Origin of the sequence: Campylobacter sp. BCW_4319, assembly GCF_001764435.1 — a bacterium.
In the GTDB taxonomy this organism is placed as follows: Bacteria; Campylobacterota; Campylobacteria; order Campylobacterales; family Campylobacteraceae; genus Campylobacter_D; species Campylobacter_D jejuni.
The window spans coordinates 101561-120315 of sequence record NZ_MKAQ01000010.1 but is presented as its reverse complement, the minus strand read 5'-3'; the positions used below and the strand labels follow the sequence as shown (position 1 = coordinate 120315).

The window sequence follows — 18755 nt, the reverse complement described above, 5'->3', positions numbered from 1 at the left end:
AGCCTTAATTTACCTTTTTTTAAACACAATCACGCTAAAGTATATAAAAATTTTTAAGGATAAATTATGATGCCTTTTAGCGATGAAGAGCTTATAAATCCTGTTAAAGCGAGTTTAGAAAAGAGCTTGCCTATGCTTGAACGTGATGGCGGAGGGCTTGAATTTTTAGGAATTAAAAATGGGATTGTTTATGTCCATTTAATAGGAGCTTGTAAAGGCTGTGCATCGAGTGGAACAACGCTAAAATATGGCCTTGAAAGGCAACTTAAGATTGATATTCATCCAGAAATCACTATAATCAATTTAAACGGCGGAGCAGACGAATTTGCAAAATTATAAAAAACTTGGAATTGAACATTTTTACAAGAAAGATTTTAAAACTGCAAAAATGTATTTTTCTATGGCTTATGAAAAACGCAAAAATAAACGCTTGCTAAATTTTATCTGCCTTTGTGATCTTGCTTTAAAATCTCCTAAAGAAGCTTCTTTACTTTTTGATTTTTATATAGAACATTACAAAATCTCTAGCATTGATAAAGACTTAGAAGAAATTTTAAGTACAATTGAATTTAAAAAACAAGAAAACAAACAGGAAAATGAATTTGAAGATGGGCATGCGTTAAATTATCAAGATTTTTTAAAAAGCGAAGAAGAACTTGGCTTTCAAAAAAGTTTTGAAAATATCATTAATAGCACTAAATTAGTTATTGATAATCGTGATGATTTTTTAGATTTTTTGGAAAAATTACTTGATAATGGCTATAAAGATATGACTTTAAATTATATAGAAAATGTTATGCCTCATTTTTGGGCAAATGATAGATTTATCAAACTCCAAGAAAAACTCATAGGATTTAAAAGTGAAATTAAAACTTGAAAATTCATTCATTACAGATAGTACCTTAGAGTGTGAAAAAGAATGCTTTTTTTTACAAACCACACAAAATGCTAAATTTCACGCTCGAGCCTTAGAAAAAGGTGCAAAAATCATTGATGTAAATGAGTGTAAAAAACTTTTAAAAATCGATGAAAAGATTCAAATCATAGGAATCACAGGAACCAATGGCAAAACCACAACCGCAGCAGCGATTTACTCTATCTTATTGGATTTAGGTTATAAATGCGGGCTTTGCGGGACAAGAGGAGCTTTTATCAACGATGAACAAATTGATGAAAAATCCTTAACCACCTCCCCTATTCTTAAAACCTTAGAGTACCTACAAATAGCTACTCAAAAAAAATGTGATTTTTTCATCATGGAAGTAAGCTCACACGCACTCGTTCAAAACCGTATCGAAGGCTTAAATTTTGTTGCTAAAATTTTTACCAATATCACTCAAGATCATTTAGATTTTCACGGTACTTTTGAAAATTACAAAAAAGCAAAAGAACTTTTTTTTACAGATGAGAGTTTAAAATTTATCAACAAAGATGCTTTGGCTATTAAATTTAATGTGCGTAATGCTTTTACTTATGGCATAGAAAATCCTGCCTTATATCAAATCAAAGCTTATTCTTTAGAAGAAGGCATTAGTGCTATTGTAACAAATAAAAATCAAACTTTTCACATAGACTCCCCCTTACTAGGACTTTTTAATCTTTATAATCTTTTAGTTGCTAGTGCTTGTGTGAATGAACTCATAAAGCCTGATTTAAAAGACTTGGAAAAAGCTATCAGTGGATTTGGCGGAGTTTGTGGTAGAGTAGAACAAGTAGCAAAAGGTGTGATTGTGGATTTTGCTCATACGCCTGATGGCATTGAAAAAGTACTTGACACTCTTAAAAATAAACAACTCATCGTTGTTTTTGGAGCAGGTGGAGATAGAGATAAAACCAAACGCCCTTTAATGGGAAAAATCGTCGAACATTTTGCAAAAATTGCTATCATTACAAGTGATAATCCACGTAGCGAAGAACCAAAAACCATCATGGAAGAAATTTTATCAGGCTTTGCTAAAAAAGAAAAAGTTTTAATGATAGAAGATAGAAAAGAAGCTATAAAAAAAGCTTTAGAACTAAAAGAAAATGACGATTTGGTCGTTATTTTAGGCAAAGGTGATGAAACTACTCAAGAAATTAAAGGGATAAAATATCCTTTTAGTGATAAAGTAGTTGTTAATGAAATTTTAAAAAATCAAGGATAATCAATGTTTGAAAATATGGATTTTTCTAAAATGGGTGAACTTTTAAATCAAGTTCAAGAAAAAGCAAAAAATATAGAACTAGAACTTGCAAATCGTGAATTTAGCGCCAAAAGTGGAGCAGGACTTGTTAAAGTAAGCGCTAATGGAAAAGGCGAGATTATCGATGTTAGCATTGATGATTCTTTACTTGAAGATAAAGAGTCCTTGCAAATTTTACTTATTTCTGCAATTAATGATGTTTTGGCTATGGTTGCGCAAAATCGCTCAAGTATGGCGAATGATGTTTTAGGCGGTTTTGGAGGTATGAAATTATGAAAAAAATTTTAATTATTTGCATGCTTTTTACTTTGTCTTTTGGTATAGAAAGACCTAAATTTGAAGATTTTTTAGCAGGTTATGAAAGAAATAAGGCAAGCATGCTTAACTATGAAGGAATGCCAGCTTTTGCACTCAGTGAAAATTTACTTGCTGTGTTAAAACAGCCTAATACTAAGCTTAACAAATATGTAAAATACGATCCATTTTTAAATTTATATCTTGTAAGAACTGACTTTAGCCTAATCCCTACTCCTATGGGCGATGAAGAAAAACTTACTCGCAATGATTGGGTTGGAATTTGGGATCCTAATAAACCTTATATAGGGCATATTAAGTATTTAGCTCAAAATATTGATGAAAAAGATCAACTTGATTTTAATTCTAAAATAGGACTTTTAGGGACTCCATGCTGTGAAATGATGGGGATTGCTTTAAATAATAGCTCTTTTATAGGCAATCGCTATTTAAAACATTTTATGAAATATAACGATGTTTATTGGGGGGATATTGGCGTTGATTTTGTTGTTCGAGAAAATAAAATTTATGTTAACAATGTAAGAAAAAATCCACAATTTTTAATCAACGATCAAGTTATAAGTGTTGATGGCTTACCCGCCAATGATTTAAGAAAACTCAATGAAAAAATTCTTTTTGCAGATCGCGGAAGCACTCTTTATTTTCAAGTGTTGCGTGATAATATGGATTTAAATATTTCTACTGAAGTTTTTGCAAAAGATTTGAGCAAATTTAATCTTCCTGATTCTAAACCAAAACCAAAAATTACAAATTTCACAAGCAATCTTGGTTTAACGGTTAATACTAGTCTTGTTGTAACCAAAATAGATCCAAAATCAAAAGCATCAAATGCAGGATTTATGGTAGGAGATAAAATTTTACGCGTTAATAATATTATTTTAAATAATTTTAAAGAATTACAAAATATTTTAAGCGCTGGTAATGACTTTAGCATCTTAATTGAACGCAAAAGTACTAAATTACCTTTATCAAATTTCAACAATGAACTAGGCGGAAATGCCAACTCAGGTGGCGACGGTAAATTTCAATTTTTCATAAGGCTTACTAAGTGAATTTAAAAGAACTTTTTATCCATCACTTAGAAAAAAATCTACCTAAAGTCGAAAGCTTTCATCCTTTTTTTAATGAAGCTTTAGCTCTTATGCTAAAAGCAGGAGGAAAGCATTTTCGTGCACAATTGCTTTTAAGCGTAGTACAAAGCAATAAACCTGAACTTTTAAATCAAGCTTTAGATGTGGCTTTAGCTTTGGAATTTATCCATACTTATTCACTCATACACGATGATTTACCCGCTATGGATAATGCGGATTTTAGACGAGGAATTCCAACCTTACACAAAAGCTACGATGAAACTACAGCCATCTTAGTGGGCGATGCTTTAAATACTGAAGCTTTTTTAGTTCTAAGCCATGCTCATTTAAAAGATGAAATCAAAATCAAACTCATCAAAACCCTTGCCTTTAATGCAGGACTTAATGGAATGGTCATAGGACAAGCTATTGATTGTTTTTTTGAAGACAAAAAACTGAGTTTAAATGAACTTGAGTTTTTACACACACATAAAACCGCAAGATTAATCGCTGCAGCTTTAAAAATGGGTTGTGAAATTTGCGAACTTAACAACGAAGAAAGCAATCAAATTTACAAACTTGGTTTGAAATTAGGACTGATTTTTCAAATCAATGATGATATTATCGATGTAACCACAAGTCAAGAACAAAGCGGAAAGCCTACTAATAACGATATTCATAAAAATTCTTTTGTCAATTTGCTTGGACTTGAACAAGCTATAAAAACAAAAGAAAATCTTCTTAGTGAATGCGAACAAGATTTAGAAAAACTCAATAAAAAACTCGCACAAATGATACAAAATTTAATAATTCAATACTTATAAAGGTAAAAAATGGACATTCAAATTTTACAAGAACAGGCAAATACTCTAAGATTTTTAAGTGCCGATATGGTGCAAAAAGCAAACTCAGGACACCCAGGTGCACCTTTGGGCTTAGCAGATATTTTAAGTGTTTTAAGTTATCATTTAAAACACAATCCTAAAAATCCCACTTGGCTAAACCGTGATAGACTTGTATTTTCAGGCGGACATGCAAGTGCTTTGCTTTATAGTTTTTTACATTTAAGTGGCTATGATTTAAGCTTAGAAGATCTTAAAAATTTCCGCCAACTTCATTCTAAAACCCCAGGACACCCTGAAATTTCAACTCTTGGAGTAGAAATCGCTACAGGTCCTTTAGGACAAGGCGTTGCCAATGCTGTAGGCTTTGCTATGGCGGCAAAAAAAGCGCAAAATTTGCTAGGTAGTGATTTAATCGATCATAAAATTTATTGTCTTTGCGGAGATGGGGATTTACAAGAAGGCATTTCTTATGAAGCTTGTTCTTTAGCAGGACTTCACAAACTTGATAATTTCATACTTATTTATGATAGCAACAATATCTCCATAGAAGGCGATGTAGGTTTAGCCTTTAACGAAAATGTAAAAATGCGTTTTGAAGCACAAGGATTTGAAGTTTTAAGTATAAATGGACACGATTATGAAGAAATTAATAAAGCCTTAGAACAAGCTAAAAAATCCACAAAACCTTGTCTTATCATCGCAAAAACAACTATAGCAAAGGGTGCAGGAGAGCTTGAAGGCAGTCATAAAAGCCATGGCGCACCTTTGGGCGAAGAAGTGATTAAAAAAGCCAAAGAACAAGCAGGTTTTGATCCAAATATCAGTTTTCATATCCCACAAGCAAGCAAAATCCGCTTTGAAAGCGCTGTAGAACTTGGGGATTTAGAAGAAGCAAAATGGAAAGATAAACTTGAAAAAAGTGGTAAAAAAGAACTTTTAGAAAGGCTATTAAACCCTGATTTTAGCAAGATAGCTTATCCTGATTTTAAAGGAAAAGATTTTGCTACAAGAGATAGTAATGGTGAAATTTTAAATGTTTTAGCTAAAAATTTAGAAGGATTTTTAGGTGGAAGTGCGGATTTAGGCCCTTCAAACAAAACAGAACTTCACGGCATGGGAGACTTTATAGAAGGTAAAAATATCCATTTTGGTATCAGAGAACACGCTATGGCAGCGATTAACAATGCTTTTGCAAGATATGGAATTTTCTTACCATTTTCGGCAACTTTTTTCATCTTTAGCGAGTACTTAAAACCTGCCGCAAGAATAGCAGCCCTAATGAAAATCAAACATTTTTTTATTTTCACGCATGATAGCATAGGCGTGGGCGAAGATGGCCCAACACACCAGCCTATAGAACAACTTAGCACTTTTAGAGCTATGCCAAATTTTTTAACCTTTAGGCCTGCTGATGGGGTAGAAAATGTCAAAGCTTGGCAAATAGCCCTAAATGCTGATATTCCAAGTACTTTTGTGCTTTCACGCCAAAAACTCAAAGCTCTAAATGAACCTATTTTTGGAGATGTAAAAAACGGAGCGTATTTACTCAAAGAAAGCAAAGACGCTAAATTTACACTTCTAGCAAGTGGAAGTGAAGTTTGGCTTTGTCTAGAAAGTGCAAACGAACTTGAAAAACAAGGTTTTGCTTGTAATGTTGTTTCTATGCCTTGTTTTGAACTTTTTGAAAAACAAGATAAAGCTTATCAAGAAAGATTGTTAAAAGGTGAAGTTATAGGCGTTGAAGCAGCGCATTCTAATGAACTTTATAAATTTTGCCACAAAGTGTATGGCGTCGAAAGTTTTGGAGAAAGTGGCAAAGACAAAGATGTGTTTGAACACTTTGGATTTAGCGTTTCAAAGCTTGTAAATTTTATCCTTAGCAAATAAAATGAATGCAAATTTCAAATTTCAAAATAACACTCTTTTTATCTTTGGAATTTGGGATAAAACAAGTATTTATAAGTTAAAAATAAAAGATTTTTTAGCTTTGATCCAAAGCAAGGAAGTGATTTTTGATTTTAAAGATCTAAAAGCAATCGATACCGCTGGAGTGAGATTTTTCCTTGCTTTGGAAAATGACCTTAAAGATAAAAATATTAAAATCACCAAAGAAGGCTTAAATTCAAGCTTTCAAACCCTTTTTGAACTTTGTGAAAAAAACTACCAAAGACTAAGCAAAACAAAAAAATCACATAAAAATTTCAGTGAATACTTTATCGATCTTGGAAAATTAAGTTTAGAACTTTTAAAAATTTTAAGAAAATTCATCAATTTCACAGGAGCTTTTTTCACAAGTCTTTTTTTATGCCTTAAAAATCCTAAAAATTTTCGCTTTATTGCTTTTTTATATCATATAGAAAATTCTGCTTTTAAAGCCTTGCCTATAGTTATTTTAACTGCTCTTTTAGTAGGAGTGGTTTTAGCCTATCAGGCTGCTTATCAACTCGCACAATTTGGAGCCAATATTTTCATAGTGGATTTGATGGGAATTTCAGCCACTAGAGAACTTGCACCTTTAATCGCTGCCATAGTGATCGCAGGAAGAAGTGCAAGCTCTTATACCGCACAAATTGGAGTGATGAAAATTACTGATGAAATTGCAGCTATGAATACTATGGGTTTTCGTTCTTTTGAATTTATTATTATTCCGCGTGTCATGGCTTTGGTAGTGGCTATGCCTTTAATCGTTGCCATTAGCGATGCGATCAGTATTATAGGTGGAATGATGGTTGCAAAATTAAATCTTGATATTTCTTTTGCCGAATTTTTAAGACGCTTTAGAGAAGCTGTAGATATAAAACATATCTTTATAGGACTTGCAAAAGCACCTATTTTTGGATTTTTAATAGGACTTATTGCTTGTTTTCGTGGTTTTGAGGTAAAAAACACTACACAAAGCATAGGAATTTATACAACAAAAAGCGTTGTAAATGCTATTTTTTGGGTGATAGCTTTTGATGCTTTATTCTCCGTTATTTTAACTTCTGCAGGAATTTAAATGGTTATTAAAGCACAAAATATCATTACAAAATTTGGAGAAAAAATCGTCCATGATGGCGTAAGTTTTGAAATCAAAAAAAACGAAATTTTTGGTATTTTAGGAGGTAGTGGAAGTGGAAAATCCGTCCTTTTAAAACAAATGCTTATGCTTGAACATTTTGATGGTGGAGAATATGAAATTTTAGGCTATAAACTTAAAAATATCAACGAAGAAGATGCACTTACTTTGCGTAAAAAATGGGGTGTGGTTTTTCAGTTTGCTGCACTTTTTAGCTTTTTTAATGTTTATGAAAATATCGCTATTCCTTTAAAAGAATACACTCATTTAGATGAAGATAGCATACAAGAACTGGTTTTAATGAAGCTAAAAATGGTAGGCTTAAACGAAAGTGTTTTAAAACAATTTCCAAGCGAACTTAGTGGCGGTATGCAAAAAAGAGTGGCAATTGCTAGAGCTTTAGCACTTGATAGTAAATTGCTTTTTTTAGATGAACCTACTTCAGGACTTGACCCTTATAGTAGTCGTGAATTTGACGATTTGGTTTTAGAGTTAAAAAAAAGTTTTGATCTAAATATCATTTTGGTTACACATGATAAAGAAAGTATGAAAAATTTACTCGATCATTTTATCATTTTAGAAAATAAAAAAGTTGGATTTTGCGGCACTTATGAAGAATTACGCTTGCAAAATGAACGACTTTTTAAAAGATTTATGGAGTAAAAGTGGAAAATAGAGCAAATTATTTTTTTGTAGGACTTTTTGTTTTTGGAGTATTTTTTGCAAGCCTTGGTTTCATACTTTGGCTTGGTGGATACTCTAAAGAAGAAAGTTTTAAGTATTATGAAATTCACACACAAGAATCCGTTGCAGGACTTGGCATAAAAGCGCCCGTAAGGCTTTTGGGCGTGGAAGTTGGTAGCGTAGAAGAAATCAGCATTTACAATCAAGATGAACTCGGCGTTAACATACGCATCAAGGTCAAAAACAATACCCCTATAAAAGAAGATACTTTTGCTACTTTGCAACTTCAAGGTATCACAGGACTTAAATTTGTCCAACTTCAAGGCGGAAGTAAAAATAGCAAAGATCTAGTATCTATACAGGGAAAACTTCCAGTCATTCCTTTTAAAGAAAGTTTTTTAGCAACCATAGACAGACAAAGTGAACATATTTTTTCTTTGGTTAAAACGGCCGATGATAAATCAAAAGAACTTTTAAGCGAAAAAAATCTTAAAAATCTAGAAATCCTTTTGCAAAATCTAGCAGAATTAAGTGCAAATTTAAACGCTAATTCTAAAAATTTAAGCCTTAATCTTTCAAACGCAAGTTTAAAAATAGGAAAAATGGCTAATAATATAAGCCTTAGTGCGCAAAATTTCAACTCCAGTCTTAAAGACATAAAAGAAAGTACGATGATTTTAAAAAAATTCATAAAAAAAGCTGATGAAAAATTAAACACTTATGATGATATTAAAGCATCTTTGATGCAAAATTTAGAGCTTTTTAAACGAGTTTTAATTGAAAGCAATATTCTAATAGAAAATTTACAAAACAGCCCTGCTGATTTGATTTTTAAAGAAACCAAACCTAAACTAGGACCAGGAGAAAAATAATGCTAAAGCAATTATTCTATATTTTGACTTTTATTTTTATGTTATGCGGATGCTCTTTAAGACACGAAACCATCAACAAAAATGAAAATATCATATTAAAAGATGAAGGAATAGACTCAAATATTTTTTTTAAAAAAACCGGTAAAATTCTTAAAATTCGCAATGCAAATGCACCTTTGTATTTAAACTCGCGAGCTATTGTTTATATAGATAATGGTTTTAGCAACAAATACGCACATTATTTCTGGGGAGATTTACCAAGCAATCTTTATTCTTTTTTAATTTTATCAAAATTTGAACAAAGCAATATTTTTACAACCCTACTTTCTTCAACAAGCTCTTTAAATGCGGATTATGCTCTTGAAAGCAGGATTAACTCTTTTGAGCAAATTCTTAATAACAATGAAAACTACGCTCAAATTTCTATAAGCGTAAATTTCATAAATCTTGAAAACAATCAAATAATAGCTCATAAAATTTTCAATACTAAAGAAAAAATAGAAAAAAAAGATATCCGCTCTACTTATAATGCTTTTCAAAAAGCCTTGAATAAAATTGGCAATGAGATTGTTTTTTGGGTAAATTCTAACTTATCCTAATTTAGGAACACTTTTTGCTTTTTAAATATTTAGCAATATTTTTGAAAGGTAAACAATGAAAAGTGATTTAGATATATTTAAAAAACACTTAGGTGAAATTCAGGGCGTGAATGAATTTAAAGCAAATCAAATTTGCTCTCAAATCAATGATGCAAATGATTTTATAGGAGCACTTCAAGTGCTTGATATGTCTTTAAAAAAAATAGAAAAAAGCATTCTAGAAAGAATAGATGAAAATTCAGATGATATGCAAAAAAGAACTCTTGATGCCACAGCATCACAACTTATACAAAACTGCTCTTTCATGGGAACAGCTCTTTTTGGAAATATTTTCAATGTTTATGTTGGTAAAAAACTTTTTGAATTTGAAATTGCTAATCCACTTTTAATTCTTCAAACAAGTAATTACGAAGGTGTATTGGCCTACATACAAGACAAAAGAGATGAAATAAAAATCATTCTATCAGAGTTAGCAACCGCAATTACCATGGGCGAAACTATGGATAATGCTGGAATTTATAACTCTACAATGGATTTTAAAAATTTATTTAAATAAGAATAGTAATCGTTTGTTCTCTTTAAGCAAATATAATATATTTTAGCTTAAAGAGATTTTCCAAACTCTTAAAAGAGAGTTAGGCTACGAATAAAAAGGGGGAGGGAAATAGCCTAACCCAAACGAGATCTTAAAAGATCTCTTTAAACTAAAATAAATATTTAGATAATTTAACAATTTTTATTAAATTATCTAAACCATATTTATGTTTTAGTTTAATACGATGTGACATTTTATTCTAAAAACACTTAATCTACTATAAAAATATCATTTAGTAACTTAAATTATTAAAGAATATTACTACAATATTATTTAAAAAATTTTAAATTTTTAGGATTTTAAGAAAAAAATATTATTTTTATAATTTAATATCATATCATAGAAAGAATTTCAGCACGCCCATTAATCACGGCAACACAATGTTCATAATGAGCCGCATTCAGCCCATCAATACTTCCAGCATCCCATTTTCCATTATAATGCTTTGGTGTTCCATCTTTTTGGCATATCATAGGCTCTATGCAAAACACCATTCCATTTTTAATTTTAGGGCCACTTTTTGCACTCGCACCTTTTTCTAAATAGTTTAAAATTTCAGGCTCTCCATGGGGCTTTCGTCCTATACCATGCCCGCAATATCCACGAAGCGGGACAAAACCTCTTGCATGGATAAATTCGCCTAAAGCAGCTGAAAGTTCCTTAAAACGCATTCCATCACGAATAATATCTATAGCATGATATAACGCGTCTTTAGCACAAGAGATTAAAGCTTTATCAGTGGGTGAAACTTCTCCTATAGCAATAGTTCTTGCTGCATCCCCATAATACCCATCAATCAAACTTCCCACATCAAGACCTAAAATATCACCCTCTTTGATAATTTTATCATCTGGAATTCCATGGATACAAACTTGATTTAAAGATGTGCAAATGGCACCTGGAAAACCATAAAGCCCCTTAAATGATGGCTTGGCGCCAAGGCTTAAAATATAATCTTCTGCCATTTTATCAATTTGTTTTAAGCTCATTCCTATTTTAATTTCATTCTCTAAAAAATTTAAAGTTTTTGCTACAATTTGATTTGCTATTCTTAATTTTTCTATTTCATCTGGTTTTTTCAATTCTATCATTTTATTTCCTTATAAATTTAGCCAAATTTTAGCAGTATTTTTTAAAGATTCAACATCGCTTGAAGCATAAAAATGTAATCTTGCTTTATGATTTTTCAAATCTATATTTTCTCTTTCTTTAAGAAATTCAACTATGGCATCTCCTGAATGAATTAATTTTGTTTTATCGCCAAAATACTTACTTAAAGAACAACCTAGTAAAGGGAAATGAGTGCAAGCGAGTATCAAAGCATCTGGAGTTGTGATATTTTTAAAATAATACTCCATAGCACTTTGCAAAAAATCTCCTTCAAAAATACCTTCTTCAACCATAGGCACAAAAAGCCCTGTAGCTAAAGCATTTATATTTGTATATCCTTGGGATAATAAACGCTTTTGGTATTCTTCTGATTTAATGGTTGCTTTTGTTGCAATGACTAAAATTTCTTTATTTTTATCATGCAAAGCTTTTATCGTTGCTTCAACCCCTGCATCAATTACACCATATACTGGAAAATGTGCTTTTGTCCTTAAAGCATCTAAAGCATAAGCACTAGCAGTATTACATGCAATGATAAGCATATCAATTTGAAATTGTTCAAAAAATTCCAATGCTTCAAGACAGAACTTTATAATAGTATCTTTATCTTTTACTCCATAAGGAACTCTTGCGGTATCTCCATAATAGATAATTTCATCAAAAAGTCTAGCTTCATAAAGAGATTTTAAAACGCTAAGCCCCCCTACCCCGCTATCAAATACACCTATTTTCACTTTAATACCTTCTTGCTCCTATATAACGAGCCTTCCAATAAGAACTATTTAGCTCGACTTCTTTTACTCCACCTTTAGTAGATAAATGTATAAATTTTCCCTTGCTCATATAAATACCAACATGCATACCATTTGGCCCTCTACCTGTCTTAAAAAATACCAAATCTCCTGTTTGCAATTTTGATTTAGAAACTTTTCTCCCAGAACCTAATTGAGTTTTTGTGGTGCGAGGTATGCGTATATTAAGCTGAGCTAATGCACTCTGTGTAAATCCTGAACAATCAGCACCTTTTTTAGTAGTTCCACCTAAAACATAAGGAGTTTTTTTCCATTCATTTGCAATAGTCTTAAGTTTTGTTTCTTTATTTGTATTATAAATCGGACGAGTATAGTTTAAATTCTGATAAAAACTACATCCGCTTATAAAGAATATAATCGCGATGATGAAAAAAATATGCCTCATCAATCCCCTTAAGATCGAGTAGCAAAGAATTTAAGATAAATAAAACCCCAAATCCCAGAACAAAATGAAGCTATGAGAATAGCTAAATTATCTGCATAATTAAAAATATCACTGACTTCATACGCCAAGCCATCGATAAACAAACTCATTGTAAAACCAATTCCTGTAAGTATACAAACCCCATAAAGTTGTTTCAAATTTGAACCTTGGGGCAAGGCTGCAAATTTAAAGCGGATTGCCAAATAAGAAAACAAAAATACACCCGCTTGTTTACCCACAAAAAGCCCCAAGAAAATACCTACACTTACACCTGAAAAAATTGCTCCTATATCGATATTGGATAAATTTACCCCAGCGTTAGCAAAAGCAAATAAAGGCAATATAACGAAAGCGAGCCAAAATTTTAGACTTTCATAGATTTCTTCTAAAAATGCTTCTCCATTTTTAGTTTGCATCGGTATAAAAAATGCTGTTATGATTCCAGCTAAAGTTGCATGCACACCACTTTTTAAAACACTAATCCAAAGAATAACTGAGCAAATAAAATAAAAAGACTTTCTTGTTATTCCTAAAATATTTAAAACAAGCATTGCCAAAATAGCAATTCCTGCAACGACAAAAGCAACTATTGATAATTTTGTCGTATAAAAAATAGCTATAATTAAAATAGCACCCACATCATCAAAAATAGCCAAAGAAAGTAAGAAAATTTTTAAACTTGATGGAATATGCTTGCCACACATCATTAAAATCGCTAAGGCAAACGCTGTATCTGTGGCTGTAGGTATAGCCCAACCTTTTAAAGTATAAGCATCTCCTATATTTACCAAAACAAACAACATCGCAGGTATAAGTATACCCCCTAAAGCAGCCATAAAAGGTAAAACAATATTTTTAGGATTTTTAAAATCCCCGTGCAAAAATTCCTTCTTAAGCTCAAGCCCTATAGCAAAGAAAAATATAGATATAAGCCCATCATTTATCCAAAGTAAAAAAGGCTTGTTAAGCTCAAATTCGCCTACGCTAAATCCGACTTTTAAATTTAGAAATTCTCGATAATGTTCGCTAAAAGACCCGTTTTGCACAAGCAAAGCAAGCAAAGTACAAACTATAAGTAAAACACCACCAAAAGCCTCGTTTAAAACTAAAGTTTTTAATTTATGTACTATATTATTCATTTAACAATCTTAAGATAAATAAAACCAACAATGGCACTTAAAAAACTTGCTATTAAAATAGCAAGTTTATCCGCATGTTCAAAAATATCACTATTTTTATAGGCCAAACCATCAATAAACAAACTCATCGTAAAACCAATGCCTGTTAAAATACATATACCATAAAATTTTCCATATTTAATATTTTCAGGTAGTTTTGCAAGCTTAAGTTTGATAGCAATAAAACAAAAAGTAAAAACACCTAGTTGCTTTCCTAAAAATAATCCTAGAATAATTCCAAGGCTTACAGGCGAAAATACCGAACCAAGATGCATATCTCTGATATCAATCCCAGCATTAGCAAAAGCAAATAAAGGCAAGATAAAATAAACCACCCAAGGATTTAAATCCTTAAGAACTTCATGCAAATAAGGTTTTTTATTTTTTGTATCAAGTGGTATAAATAAAGAAATAATCACACCAGCCAAAGTCGCATGTACTCCACTTTTAAGCATAGCTATCCACAATACAACACCTACTAACACATACAAAGAAAGATGGGTGATGTGATAATAATTTAACAAAAGCAGAGCAAATATACAAAACAAACAAATAATAATCGCCAAAGCTGAAAGCTGATCTGTATAAAATAAAGCAATAATAACAATAGCGCCCAAATCATCAAAAATAGCTAAAGAAAGTAAAAAAAGCTTTAAACTTGTAGGAATTTTATTTCCTAAAAGCATCAAAATACCCACTGCAAAAGCTATATCGGTTGCTGTAGGTATTGCCCAACCTTTCATAGCAAAATCATGGGAATAATTAATAGCAGCAAAAATTAAAGCAGGAGTAATCATACCCCCCAAAGCTCCAAATATAGGTAAAGATACAGCTCTTATATTTTTAAGCTGTCCGCGTAAAATTTCATATTTTAACTCAAGCCCTATACATAGAAAAAATATAGCTATCAAACCATCATTTATCCATAAATCCAACGACTTTGAAATTTGAAAATGATCAAATCCTACTGTAAAATTAGCATGAAAAAAATCTGTATAAATAACACTTAAAGAAGAATTTTTACATAATAAGGCTAAAAATGTAAAAAATATAAGCAAAATACCAGGGAAAGTTTCACTTAAAACCATCTTCTTTATCATTTGCATCCTTGCTCCTAAATAAATATTATAAAAATTTAATACGATAAATAAAATGGCAAAATTATAACGAAAAAATACTAAAGAAATAATTATTTAAAAAAACAGGCTCAAGATACCAACAAGTTCTTAAGCTTGTTCTTAAGATATTTAAGCGTAAATATCCAAACCACTAGAGCTAGAAACTTGTGGAGCGGAGGCTTGAGAGACACCTTCCATACCTTCGATGAGTTCATTCATCAATGCCTCGTTTGTGTCCATAGATTTTTTCAAAACTGAAGTATTAACAGCAGTCATTAAATTAGCATTACCCATAGAAACATCTGAAACCATATCGTCCTCCTTTTAGATTGAGTCTTAAGACTTTATTTAAATCGGATGATATTTTCAAAACTTAATATTTTTTACTAAAACTTTTTAAAATTTTTCAAGGGAACCAATATCTGAAATTAAAAATCATAAATTTTTTAAGAAAAATCCTATTTTAAAAATTTTTACACTATGAAACAATAAGCAAAATATAAATGGTTGATACTTTTAGAAGCAAATTAAATAGATAAAAATTTTACTTCAATAAATTTAAGTTTTATCTTATTTATACGATTTATAATATAATCAAAAATTACAACTTAAGAAAAAAATGAAAAAAATATCTTAAGTTTAGTAAACATTGTAAACTAAGAGGTTAATGAAATGATACTGGTAACACCTTGTGGCGTTATGGATACCACAAATTTTGGCAAAAGTGAAGTAAATAAGCGAACTATAGACTTTTCTTTAAAATTTCAAGAAAAAAAAGAAAAAGTAGAAGCTAAAGCTGAGAAAGAAGAAGCAAATAAAGACAATAGCAATTCTACAAATACAGATACCAACAAAAAAGATAAACTTTTGGATATATCTGCTTAATCTAAAATATGCTATAACCATCTCCTTGAAGAATACACAATAAATGATTTTTTGATTTTTATTAAGCTTTTAAAACATCAAAAAAGGAAAAATTAAAAATACAAAAACAATATCCCAAAGTGCATAGCTTAGAAGAAAACCTTGCGATACTTAAAAACAACCCATATTAAATCACAAAAATAAGATATATTTAAAAATTTATTAAAATATATCTTAAATATAATTAATAAAAAATATTATCGATACAAAAGCTTATTTTTTAGTTCTATTTAAGATTTTTAATATTATACTAGCCATTATTTATTTTGATAATAAATATTATTTTTATCAAAAACTAAGGATAATGATAATGAAAATTTTTAAAATTATATTTTTAATTATAAGTATTTTTTTATCAAGCTCAGCTTTTGCTAGAGTAGATGATTATATTAATGAGGCAAATCTTATCAAAGACATGCTAAAACAAAGCATAGAAACTTACAAAAAGGGCGATAATCTAGGTGCTAAAAAGCTTAGCGAAGATGCGTATTTTCAACATTTTGAAAATATGGAAGGCCCTATAGGAAGAAACATAGGAAGAAAAGCCATCACCATGGAGCGTAAATTTGTAAATTTGCGTCGCATGTATAAAGATGAAGCCCCTTTGACACAAATTAATGCTTTAATTGATAGTCTTTATTATGATCTTGATGAAGTAGCCCCTATTTTACAAAATGGATATCGTTTAAAAGCAGAAGCAAGCGATACAAACTATGATAAGGCTAAAGCTGAAAAATCAAGCCTAGAAGCCAATGCCAAACGCGAAGCTGATGCAGAAGCTTTAATCGCACAAATGATGGGCGTGGATAAAAAAGATTTAGCACAAAGTTCTTTAACCACCCAAGCTTCTACACCTGCAAACAACGACACAAGCAAACTTACAGATGATAATGCAGGCACTGATTTACAAGCTGCTGCTGCAATGGACGCAAGATTGCAATTTATACTAGATAATATCTCTACCAAATTTTCACAGGCAGCTAATGCTTTTAAAGAAAAAAACTACCAAGCTAGTAAAGATTTTTTAAATGATGCCTTATTTAGTGATTATCGCAATACCAAAGTAGAAATTTTAGTAAATAAATTTACCAAAGCAGGAAACGATCAAAAAATTCAACAAGCCATACGCACCCTTATACGCCAAATCAACGATGCAAAAATAGATGAAAAAGGCTTAAGAGATGGCTTAGATAACATAGAAGAACAAATTTTTGATGTTTTCTTACAAATTCCAAATTCAGAACTTTCAAGTTTGCAAATTTCAGGCTTTAATGATGAAACAAAAGGCAAAGATTACGCCAAAGTTTCTAATGATATCAAACTTGCTTTAGATGGAATTTTAAAAAATTATGATGGCTTTAGTGCTTCTATAGTAGATGATTTACAAGGAATTTATCTAGATATTTTTGAAGCAAGCGGTATGGAAAATAAAATCGGTGCTGTAGATAGCGGCTTAAAACTTAAAATAGAAAGTTTATTTTCCAAAGGTGTGGCACTGATTAAAGCAAGTGCAGATAAAAAAGAGCTTGAAGCTACTTTTAATGACTTAGAACAACTCATAGCAAGCAGTGTGGATAAAATTCAAGATTCTACTCCTTATTCGCTGTTTATATGGGCTTTAAGTATTATTTTGCGTGAAGGCTTGGAAGCTTTGATTATCGTTGTAGCCATTGTTTCTTATCTTGTACAAAGTGGCAACAAAAATCGTTTAAATATCGCCTATAGTGCTCTTTTTACAGGAGTGATTTTAAGTTTTGTTACCGCTTTTGGAGTTTCTTGGCTATTTAAAGAAAATGCAGGACAAAGTAGAGAGCTTATAGAGGGTATTGCCATGCTTATAGCCGTATTACTACTCTTTTATGTGGGCTTTTGGCTACTTTCAAACGCACAAAATAAAAAATGGACAAGCTTTATCAAACAAGGTGCTATAGATGCTATATCAAACAATAGTGCAAAAACCCTTTGGATCACCGTATTTTTAGCTGTTTATAGAGAAGGTGCAGAAACTGTGCTTTTTTATCAAGCCTTGCTTTTTGATGCTAAAACAAGCACTGATTTTGGTGCTGTTTTTGGCGGGCTTGGACTTGGAATTTTAATACTTATTGTTTTATATTTTCTTTTAAAAGCAGGAGCCATTCGCATACCTGTAAAACAATTTTTCTATATCACTTCTTACATTATTTTTTACATGGTTTTTGTTTTTACAGGCAAAGGCATAGCTGAACTCATAGAAGGAAAAGTCATTATTCCTAGTCTTATACCTATGAATTTTGAACCGATTTTATGGCTTGGAATTTATCCTTACTATGAAACTTTAATCCCCCAATTTATAGTTTTGACAATGCTAATTATTGGCATTTTGATAACAAAACAAATTTCAAAAAAAGGAGTAAAATCATGATAAAAAAAGTTTTATCAGTAGTTGCTGCAGCTGCGGTTATTAGTACAAATTTATTTGCAGGCGAAGTGCCAATTGGCGATCCAAAAGAACTTAATGGTATGGAAATAGCCGCTGTTTATTTACAACCTATTGAAATGGAGCCAAGAGGTATTGATCTAGCTGCGTCTTTAGCAGATATTCATCTAGAAGCTGACATTCACGCACTTAAAAACAATCCAAATGGTTTTCCAGAAGGTTTTTGGATGCCTTATTTAACTATAGCTTATGAACTTAAAAATACCGACACAGGTGCAATTAAACGCGGAACTTTGATGCCTATGGTGGCTGATGATGGTCCTCACTATGGTGCAAATATTGCTATGGAAAAAGATAAAAAAGGTGGCTTTGGCGTAGGAAATTATGAACTTACTTTTTATATCTCAAATCCAGAAAAACAAGGTTTTGGACGCCATGTTGATGAAGAAACAGGCGTGGGTAAGTGGTTTGAACCTTTTAAAGTAGATTATAAATTCAAATACACAGGCACGCCAAAATGATTTTACACTCGGATTTTCCGAGTGTTTAAAT

General features: G+C 31.2%; 21 protein-coding genes. 15 read left to right on the top strand and 6 right to left on the bottom strand.

What is annotated here, in order from left to right; genetic code table 11:
* Nucleotides 1-66 precede the first annotated feature (66 nt).
* From AJN56_RS04220 to AJN56_RS04165, 12 genes are read left to right on the top strand one after another with little or no spacing between them, the layout of a single operon-like run.
* A complete protein-coding gene (locus AJN56_RS04220; RefSeq protein ID WP_002858971.1) occupies nucleotides 67-339 on the top strand; it encodes a NifU family protein in 273 nt (90 codons plus the stop codon).
* Nucleotides 326-877, top strand: a complete 552-nt coding sequence (locus tag AJN56_RS04215) for a hypothetical protein (protein WP_002855727.1) — start codon at nucleotides 326-328, stop codon at nucleotides 875-877. Before AJN56_RS04220 ends, AJN56_RS04215 begins: the two co-directional genes overlap by 14 nt.
* On the top strand, nucleotides 861-2144 hold the full coding sequence (locus tag AJN56_RS04210; RefSeq protein ID WP_002868886.1) for a UDP-N-acetylmuramoyl-L-alanyl-D-glutamate--2,6-diaminopimelate ligase: 1284 nt from the start codon (nucleotides 861-863) through the stop codon (nucleotides 2142-2144). The genes AJN56_RS04215 and AJN56_RS04210 overlap by 17 nt, the downstream gene beginning before the upstream one ends.
* Before the next feature lie 3 nt (nucleotides 2145-2147).
* A complete protein-coding gene (locus AJN56_RS04205; protein WP_002851172.1) occupies nucleotides 2148-2459 on the top strand; it encodes a YbaB/EbfC family nucleoid-associated protein in 312 nt (103 codons plus the stop codon).
* On the top strand, nucleotides 2456-3550 hold the full coding sequence (locus AJN56_RS04200; protein WP_002862279.1) for a PDZ domain-containing protein: 1095 nt from the start codon (nucleotides 2456-2458) through the stop codon (nucleotides 3548-3550). Before AJN56_RS04205 ends, AJN56_RS04200 begins: the two co-directional genes overlap by 4 nt.
* Complete coding sequence (locus tag AJN56_RS04195) at nucleotides 3547-4392, top strand: polyprenyl synthetase family protein (protein WP_002868885.1); 846 nt, start codon at nucleotides 3547-3549, stop codon at nucleotides 4390-4392. The genes AJN56_RS04200 and AJN56_RS04195 overlap by 4 nt, the downstream gene beginning before the upstream one ends.
* 9 nt (nucleotides 4393-4401) lie before the next feature.
* Nucleotides 4402-6300, top strand: coding sequence for a transketolase (tkt, locus tag AJN56_RS04190; protein WP_002868884.1), 1899 nt, complete (start codon nucleotides 4402-4404; stop codon nucleotides 6298-6300).
* A 1-nt stretch (nucleotide 6301) separates the two neighbouring features.
* Nucleotides 6302-7411 carry an ABC transporter permease gene (locus AJN56_RS04185; protein ID WP_002868883.1) on the top strand — a complete coding sequence of 370 codons (1110 nt, stop codon included), beginning with the start codon at nucleotides 6302-6304 and terminating at the stop codon, nucleotides 7409-7411.
* Nucleotides 7412-8134 carry an ABC transporter ATP-binding protein gene (locus AJN56_RS04180; RefSeq protein WP_070246165.1) on the top strand — a complete coding sequence of 241 codons (723 nt, stop codon included), beginning with the start codon at nucleotides 7412-7414 and terminating at the stop codon, nucleotides 8132-8134. It begins immediately after the preceding gene.
* A gap of 2 nt (nucleotides 8135-8136) precedes the next feature.
* On the top strand, nucleotides 8137-9027 hold the full coding sequence (locus AJN56_RS04175; RefSeq protein ID WP_002868881.1) for an MlaD family protein: 891 nt from the start codon (nucleotides 8137-8139) through the stop codon (nucleotides 9025-9027).
* Entirely contained in the window at nucleotides 9027-9626 is a 600-nt protein-coding gene (locus tag AJN56_RS04170; RefSeq protein ID WP_002868880.1) for an ABC-type transport auxiliary lipoprotein family protein, read from the top strand. Before AJN56_RS04175 ends, AJN56_RS04170 begins: the two co-directional genes overlap by 1 nt.
* 55 nt (nucleotides 9627-9681) lie before the next feature.
* Nucleotides 9682-10182, top strand: coding sequence for a flagellar FLiS export co-chaperone (locus AJN56_RS04165; RefSeq protein WP_002868879.1), 501 nt, complete (start codon nucleotides 9682-9684; stop codon nucleotides 10180-10182).
* Nucleotides 10183-10553: 371 nt separating this feature from the next.
* On the opposite strand, the gene map is transcribed toward AJN56_RS04165, so the two are convergent.
* The 6 genes from map to AJN56_RS04135 all read right to left on the bottom strand — a co-directional run bounded on the left by map (nucleotide 10554) and on the right by AJN56_RS04135 (nucleotide 15175).
* Entirely contained in the window at nucleotides 10554-11312 is a 759-nt protein-coding gene (map, locus tag AJN56_RS04160; RefSeq protein WP_002868878.1) for a type I methionyl aminopeptidase, read from the bottom strand.
* Nucleotides 11313-11321: 9 nt separating this feature from the next.
* Complete coding sequence (gene murI, locus AJN56_RS04155) at nucleotides 11322-12065, bottom strand: glutamate racemase (RefSeq protein ID WP_002868877.1); 744 nt, start codon at nucleotides 12063-12065, stop codon at nucleotides 11322-11324.
* A 1-nt stretch (nucleotide 12066) separates the two neighbouring features.
* A complete protein-coding gene (locus tag AJN56_RS04150) occupies nucleotides 12067-12528 on the bottom strand; it encodes a C40 family peptidase (protein WP_002868876.1) in 462 nt (153 codons plus the stop codon).
* An 8-nt stretch (nucleotides 12529-12536) separates the two neighbouring features.
* Nucleotides 12537-13706, bottom strand: a complete 1170-nt coding sequence (gene nhaA / locus AJN56_RS04145; RefSeq protein WP_002868875.1) for a Na+/H+ antiporter NhaA — start codon at nucleotides 13704-13706, stop codon at nucleotides 12537-12539.
* The gene (gene nhaA / locus AJN56_RS04140) at nucleotides 13703-14851 is read right to left on the bottom strand and encodes a Na+/H+ antiporter NhaA (RefSeq protein WP_002855944.1); all 1149 of its coding nucleotides are present in this window, start codon (nucleotides 14849-14851) and stop codon (nucleotides 13703-13705) included. Before nhaA (AJN56_RS04140) ends, nhaA (AJN56_RS04145) begins: the two co-directional genes overlap by 4 nt.
* A 141-nt stretch (nucleotides 14852-14992) precedes the next feature.
* On the bottom strand, nucleotides 14993-15175 hold the full coding sequence (locus AJN56_RS04135; RefSeq protein WP_002856010.1) for a YjfB family protein: 183 nt from the start codon (nucleotides 15173-15175) through the stop codon (nucleotides 14993-14995).
* A 360-nt stretch (nucleotides 15176-15535) separates the two neighbouring features.
* Here AJN56_RS04135 and AJN56_RS04130 point away from each other — a divergent pair, with 360 nt between their 5' ends.
* The 3 genes from AJN56_RS04130 to AJN56_RS04120 all read left to right on the top strand — a co-directional run bounded on the left by AJN56_RS04130 (nucleotide 15536) and on the right by AJN56_RS04120 (nucleotide 18724).
* A complete protein-coding gene (locus AJN56_RS04130; RefSeq protein WP_002868874.1) occupies nucleotides 15536-15748 on the top strand; it encodes a hypothetical protein in 213 nt (70 codons plus the stop codon).
* Between the two features lie 349 nt (nucleotides 15749-16097).
* A complete protein-coding gene (locus AJN56_RS04125) occupies nucleotides 16098-18188 on the top strand; it encodes an FTR1 family protein (protein ID WP_002868873.1) in 2091 nt (696 codons plus the stop codon).
* Nucleotides 18185-18724 (top strand): iron transporter, encoded by a 540-nt coding sequence (locus AJN56_RS04120; RefSeq protein WP_002778842.1) that lies wholly within the window; start codon nucleotides 18185-18187, stop codon nucleotides 18722-18724. The genes AJN56_RS04125 and AJN56_RS04120 overlap by 4 nt, the downstream gene beginning before the upstream one ends.
* Nucleotides 18725-18755: the final 31 nt, after the last annotated feature.

Coding starts and splice junctions, on each gene's coding strand:
- AJN56_RS04220 (WP_002858971.1), top strand. CDS start 67: ATGATGCCTTTTAGCGATGAAGAGCTTATAAATCCTGTTAAAGCGAGT.
- AJN56_RS04205 (WP_002851172.1), top strand. CDS start 2,148: ATGTTTGAAAATATGGATTTTTCTAAAATGGGTGAACTTTTAAATCAA.
- AJN56_RS04200 (WP_002862279.1), top strand. CDS start 2,456: ATGAAAAAAATTTTAATTATTTGCATGCTTTTTACTTTGTCTTTTGGT.
- tkt (WP_002868884.1), top strand. CDS start 4,402: ATGGACATTCAAATTTTACAAGAACAGGCAAATACTCTAAGATTTTTA.
- AJN56_RS04185 (WP_002868883.1), top strand. CDS start 6,302: ATGAATGCAAATTTCAAATTTCAAAATAACACTCTTTTTATCTTTGGA.
- AJN56_RS04180 (WP_070246165.1), top strand. CDS start 7,412: ATGGTTATTAAAGCACAAAATATCATTACAAAATTTGGAGAAAAAATC.
- AJN56_RS04170 (WP_002868880.1), top strand. CDS start 9,027: ATGCTAAAGCAATTATTCTATATTTTGACTTTTATTTTTATGTTATGC.
- AJN56_RS04165 (WP_002868879.1), top strand. CDS start 9,682: ATGAAAAGTGATTTAGATATATTTAAAAAACACTTAGGTGAAATTCAG.
- map (WP_002868878.1), bottom strand. CDS start 11,312: ATGATAGAATTGAAAAAACCAGATGAAATAGAAAAATTAAGAATAGCA.
- AJN56_RS04150 (WP_002868876.1), bottom strand. CDS start 12,528: ATGAGGCATATTTTTTTCATCATCGCGATTATATTCTTTATAAGCGGA.
- nhaA (WP_002868875.1), bottom strand. CDS start 13,706: ATGAATAATATAGTACATAAATTAAAAACTTTAGTTTTAAACGAGGCT.
- nhaA (WP_002855944.1), bottom strand. CDS start 14,851: ATGCAAATGATAAAGAAGATGGTTTTAAGTGAAACTTTCCCTGGTATT.
- AJN56_RS04135 (WP_002856010.1), bottom strand. CDS start 15,175: ATGGTTTCAGATGTTTCTATGGGTAATGCTAATTTAATGACTGCTGTT.
- AJN56_RS04130 (WP_002868874.1), top strand. CDS start 15,536: ATGATACTGGTAACACCTTGTGGCGTTATGGATACCACAAATTTTGGC.
- AJN56_RS04125 (WP_002868873.1), top strand. CDS start 16,098: ATGAAAATTTTTAAAATTATATTTTTAATTATAAGTATTTTTTTATCA.
- AJN56_RS04120 (WP_002778842.1), top strand. CDS start 18,185: ATGATAAAAAAAGTTTTATCAGTAGTTGCTGCAGCTGCGGTTATTAGT.